The sequence below is a fragment of the Allobosea sp. P1_A7 genome, from assembly GCF_056406775.1.
Genome location: NZ_JBFTZN010000429.1, coordinates 1 through 5584, shown reverse-complemented (window position 1 = coordinate 5584; position 5584 = coordinate 1). Strand labels below are relative to the sequence as shown.

The following is a 5584-nucleotide window of genomic DNA, read 5'->3' as shown; positions in this document are numbered from 1 at the left end:
ATCCTGCAGTTCGCGACGAATCTCTTCGGCAAAATAGCCGGCCGCGATGTTGTTGGGTGAAATCGTACGCGGGTTGACGCCGAGCTGCTGCTTCTTGGCGGCCTCGGCCTCCTCGCGCTTGACCACACCGTTCTCCGCCATGCGATCGAGCACGTAGTTGCGACGCTCGATCGCCCGTTCGCGATTGCGGAAGGGGTGAAGGTCGGTCGGAGCCTTGGGCAGAGCCGCGAGATAGGCGACCTCCTGCAGGTTCAGCTCATGCACCGACTTGCCGAAATAATTCAGTGCGGCAGCGGCAACGCCGTAGCTGCCCTGCCCTGGTGCCGGAGCTCCGAGATAGATCTCGTTCAGGTAGAGCTCGAGGATCTTGTCCTTGGAATAGGTCCCCTCGATGCGCAGCGCGATCAGCGCCTCGCGAATCTTGCGCTCCAGCGACTGCTCCGAGCCGACGAGGAAGTTCTTCGCAACCTGCTGGGTAATGGTCGAGGCGCCCTGCGGCCGGCGACCGGACGCGCGGTTGCGAAAATTCGTGATCGCCGCGCGGACAAGCCCCTCAGGGTCGACACCCATATGCTTGTAGAAATTCTTGTCCTCAGCCGAGAGATAGGCGTCGACGACCAGCTTGGGAATCGCCTGGATCGGCAGATAGAGGCGGCGCTCGCGGGCGAATTCGGCGATCAGGCTGCCGTCACCGGCATGCACACGACTCATCACCGGCGGCTCATAGTTCCGCAGCTGCGCCGAGTCGGGCAGATCCTTCGAATAATGCCAGATGAACCCGCCGGCCACGACCGCGCCGATGACGAATACGATCGTGCCCGCAGCGAATAGCCACCCGAAGAGTCGCAGAATAAACCGCATCTAAGGCCCATGCCCCTGATTGCTGTGCAGTGACCGGTCTCGCCGGGTTCGCCGCAACAGAGCCGATCTCGTGCAAGAAACGGCTGCCACCGTCTCGCTCCCAGCTCTCGTCCTCGTCGCTTCCAAATCAGGTCTATAACACGGCTGAGATGGCGGAACCGTGGCCTAACGACCACAATCTTCGCCAACCGCATCAACAGGTCTCAACGTTGGTTCGCGGCAGCTTTTCCAGCCGAAAGCGTACTGGTGAAATAGCCATCGATCGCGTTGTGGACCGCCCCGACTGCCTGCGCTCGCCAGGATGGCGAATTCAGCAACTCCGCATCCTTGGGGCTCGACATATAGCCGAGCTCGATCAGTACGGAGGGAACATCCGGCGCGGTCAGGACACGAAATCCTGCGGAACGCAAGGGTACCTTGTGCAGCTTGACCGAACCGCCGAGCTTCTCGACCAGATTTCGCGCGAAGACCGAAGAGAATGTCCGGGTTTCCCGCTTGGCGAGATCCATCAGGATGCCCGCGACGTCCTGCACGTCCTCGGCCGCGTCGAGGCCCGCGACGGCATCCGCCTGGTTTTCCTTGGCGGCGAGTCGGGCCGATTCGGCGTCGGTGGCGCGCTCCGAGCCGGTATAGATCGTTGCGCCGCGCACATCCTGCGCCTGCGTCAGCGAATCGGCATGGATCGAGATGAAGAGATCGGCGCCGGCGGCGCGGGCGATCTTCACGCGCTGCCCCAATGGTACGAAGGTATCGTCATCGCGCGTCATCATCACCCGATAGCGGCCGCCGGCTTCGAGTTGCTCCTTCAGAGCCAGCCCGAAGGCGAGGACGACGGATTTCTCGGCGATCGAGGCAACCACGGCACCGGGATCGATCCCACCATGTCCGGGGTCGATCACCACGAGTTGGCGTGTCTCGCCGTGCGGCTTGGGCACTTGAGACGCCGGCCCCTCCTGCGACTGCGGAGCCGGGCGCACCGAAGCTGCCTGGAACTCGGCCCGGCTTGCGCGCTTCAACTCCACGACCAGCTCGCCGAATCCGCCGCGCACCTTGCGGACCTCGGCCTTCGCGACCACGGCTGGCTGAGCGAGATCCAGAATGATGCGGGAACGATCGGCCGTGAACATCCCGAAACGGAAGGCGCTGACGAAGCCGGCACTCTTGCGCGCCGTATTCGGCTGAACCTGGAAATTGACCGATGGCAGGTCGATCACCGCCCGATCGGGCGCGGCCATCACCGAGGCGCTGATCTCGACGGGACGCGAGAGCGCCATGGTGAGCCTGACGACCTCACCGGCCTGCTCGATCCTGGCATCGGTCGCGACTGGAAACTCGTTTGCAGGCCTGGGCGCAGGATTGGCGTTTACCGGCGCGCATGGCGCTAGAATCAACCAGGACCCGAGCATCAGACGGACCACGCCTGAAACCGTCAGCCGGTTCAGGCCAGCGCTGTGGGAATGGAACGTCAGGCGAATGGATCCCATTGGCGTCACCAAGGCTTAACCATAGCGACGCAGAAGCTTAACAGCCGGTTACCACGCAATTGTGATGGCGAGAACCGCCCCGGCGCCACCGCCATGATGTTGCCCAAGCGATGTGACTTGCAAATCACTGTCACCTGTCTGTAATGGGGGTGGTTGCATTGCAAAGCCACCCGTAGCGCGCATCCGGATTCGAGGATCCGTTGGCGTCCGGGACACGGCGAAGCGACAGGCCCTTACAGGACTTGTCGCGGCAGGGCAGCCGCCAACGGATCGTCCGCGGACGGCCTGCGTCAGGCATGAGGTTCGACGCATGGCAGTCTTTCGCGAGCGTGCAAACGCGGTGCAATCGTCTTCGACGCACGCACTGCAGGTTAGGTCAGATGTCGGGGCATACGACGCCGCTTAGCTCATCGGTGCATCGTCCATACCTTCGGGACTGCGGCGGGCTTTTTGCCCGGGCAGGCTTCCCGATCCGCCATCGCGTCCTGATCCCTCACTCCCTCCTGCAACATGCCGGTTCATGCCGGCTCATGCGCGGCGCCCCTGCCCGCGGCAGCGGATATCCTTCCGCAGCCCGGCGGGTCCTGTCGGCGGCTGCGCCAATGGAAATCTCTTATGGCCAACAAGATGCTTATCGACGCAACACACCCGGAAGAGACCCGGGTCGTGGTGGTGCGCGGCTCGCGCGTCGAGGAATTTGATTTCGAATCTGCCAGCCGCAAGCCGCTGCGGGGCAGAGGAAGCACGCGCCGACCGCGAGGAAGAGCGCGACGAGGAACGCCGCGAGAAGYGCGGCCGCCGCGACCGCGGCCGGCGTGACCGCGACGGACGCGCCAAGAAGGCGAGCAACGACGAGACCGTCAGCGCCGATGTCGTCGAGACCGACGGCAAGGAAGCCGCCATGGTCAACGAAGGCGCGCCCGCCTTCGGCGAGTATTTTGCACCGGAGGTCGCAGAATCGAGTGACGAGACCGTCGTCGAGAACGCTGCGCCGCTGACCTTCGAGACCGTGATCGAAGCCTCTGCAGAAGTCGGCGAGGCGTCCGCTGACAACGAGGAAGCGCGCCGTCCGTCCGAGAATGACGAGGACGAGAACGGCGAAGACAGCGACGACCATGGCCACGACGAGCCGCAGGAAGAGCCGGAGCAGCTCGGCGGCGGCGACGCCCTGGACGATATGCCGGAGCGCCCGCGCCACTCGCGCCGCCAGTACAAGATCCAGGAGGTGATCAAGCGCCGCCAGATCATCCTGGTCCAGGTCGTCAAGGAAGAGCGCGGCAACAAGGGCGCGGCGCTCACCACCTATCTCTCGCTCGCCGGCCGCTATTCGGTGCTGATGCCGAACACCGGCAAGGGCGGCGGCATCTCGCGCAAGATCACCAATGCCGAGGACCGCAAGCGCCTCAAGGAAATCGCCCAGGAACTGGAGGTGCCGGAAGGGATGGGCATCATCCTGCGCACGGCCGGCGCCTCCCGCACCAAGGTCGAGATCAAGCGCGACTACGAGTATCTGATGCGGATGTGGGAGAGCGTGCGCGAACTCACGCTCGGCTCCGTCGCGCCGGCGCTCGTCTATGAGGAAGGAAACCTCGTCAAGCGCTCGATCCGCGATCTCTACAACAAGGACATCGACGAGGTTCATGTCGCCGGCGAGGAGGCCTACCGCGAGGCCAAGGACTTCATGCGCATGCTCATGCCGAGCCATGCCAAGAGCGTGAAGGCCTATCGCGACCAGACCCCGCTCTTCGCCTCGTTCGGCGTCGAGAGCCAGCTCGACGCAATGTTCTCGAACACCGTCACGCTGAAGTCCGGCGGCTATATCGTCATCAACCAGACCGAAGCTCTGGTCGCGATCGATATCAACTCGGGCCGCTCGACCCGCGAACACAATATCGAGGACACGGCTCTCAAGACCAATCTCGAAGCGGCGGAGGAAATCTCCCGCCAGCTCAGGCTGCGCGATCTTGCAGGTCTCATCGTGATCGATTTCATCGACATGGAGGAGAATCGCAACAACCGCGCCGTCGAGAAGAAGCTCAAGGACTGCCTCAAGAACGACCGTGCGCGCATCCAGGTCGGCCGGATTTCGGCCTTCGGCCTGCTGGAGATGTCGCGTCAGCGCATCCGCACCGGCGTCCTCGAGAGCTCCTCGGTCCCCTGCCCGCACTGCGCGGGTGCCGGCATGATCCGCTCGACCTCCTCGGTGGCGCTGCAGATCCTGCGCGCGCTGGAAGAGACCCTGATCAAGAGCGCCTCGCACAATCTTTCGGTCCGGACGCGGCCTGAAGTGGCGCTCTATGTCCTCAACCAGAAGCGCGCGCATCTCACCGACCTCGAGACACGCTTCGCCATCGCGATCACGGTCTCGGCCGACGCGACCCTGCTCGGCACCCGCTATTTCGAGGTCGAGCGCGGCGAGTTCGTCGGCAATGAAGGCCGCGTCGTTCCGAGCCCCTTCAAGGCCGAGGCGATCGCGCATGTCGATGACGATGCGCTCGATGCAGCGGCCGAGGCGGAGGCCGCCGGAGGAAGCGAAGACGAGCAGGAAGACGCTACCCAGGCAGACGCCGTTGCGGAACGCGGCGATGGCGAAGCCCGTGGGGACGGCGGACGCAAGCGCCGCCGCCGTCGTCGGCGCCGGCGTGGTGGCGAGCGCGATGCGAACGGCCAGCAGATCGAGGGCGGCAGCGACGCCGAAGGCGATGAAGGCGACGAGGATGGCGACGAGCACGCCGACAGCCCCGCTGTCGCGGAAGCCACCCCGGCTCCCGTAGCCGAGCCAGCCGAAGCGCCTGTCGCCGAGGTTGCAGCCGAAGCCGTCGAGGAGGCCAAGCCGCGCCGCGCCCGCCGCAGCACGCGCAAGATCAAGGCCGAAACCGAGCAAGAGGCAGCCCCCGAAGCGGCGAAGGCAGCCGAGGGCGTGACGGAGACCGTCGCCGCCGAGGCCGCACCGGCCGAGAAGCCGAAGCGTAGTCGGGCACGCAAGAAGGTCGTACCGATCACCGAGGACGGCGTCGCCGCCGAGGCTCCCGCCCCCGCAGTCGAAGCTCCGGCTGCTCCGGTCGAGACGCCGATCACCTCCGAAGCTGAGCCCGCTCCCGAACCTGCCCCGCGTGTCGTCGAGGAACCCGTCGCGGTCGTCCTGACCCCGCCGGATCCGGACCGGCCGAAGCGCGGCGGCTGGTGGAACAAGCTCGCCGGACGCAAGTAAGACTTCCGGCCGCTGCGATCACTCGCAG

General features: G+C 65.0%; 2 protein-coding genes and 1 pseudogene. 1 reads left to right on the top strand and 2 read right to left on the bottom strand.

Going from position 1 to position 5584, the window contains the following annotated elements; all coding sequences use genetic code 11:
- Nucleotides 1-861 (bottom strand): transglycosylase domain-containing protein (locus AC1D34_RS35670; protein ID WP_476826799.1); only part of this gene is annotated, 861 nt, incomplete at its 3' end.
- A 203-nt stretch (nt 862-1064) separates the two neighbouring features.
- Nucleotides 1065-2345: an N-acetylmuramoyl-L-alanine amidase gene (locus AC1D34_RS35665; protein WP_441505389.1), complete on the bottom strand. Its 1281-nt coding sequence runs from the start codon at nt 2343-2345 to the stop codon at nt 1065-1067.
- A 615-nt stretch (nt 2346-2960) separates the two neighbouring features.
- Between AC1D34_RS35665 and AC1D34_RS35660 the strand changes: the two are divergent.
- Nucleotides 2961-5556: pseudogene (locus AC1D34_RS35660) on the top strand (Rne/Rng family ribonuclease).
- Nucleotides 5557-5584 lie beyond the last annotated feature (28 nt).

Excerpts from the sequence above, each read along its gene's own strand:
- AC1D34_RS35665 (WP_441505389.1), bottom strand. The coding sequence starts at position 2,345 with ATGGGATCCATTCGCCTGACGTTCCATTCCCACAGCGCTGGCCTGAAC.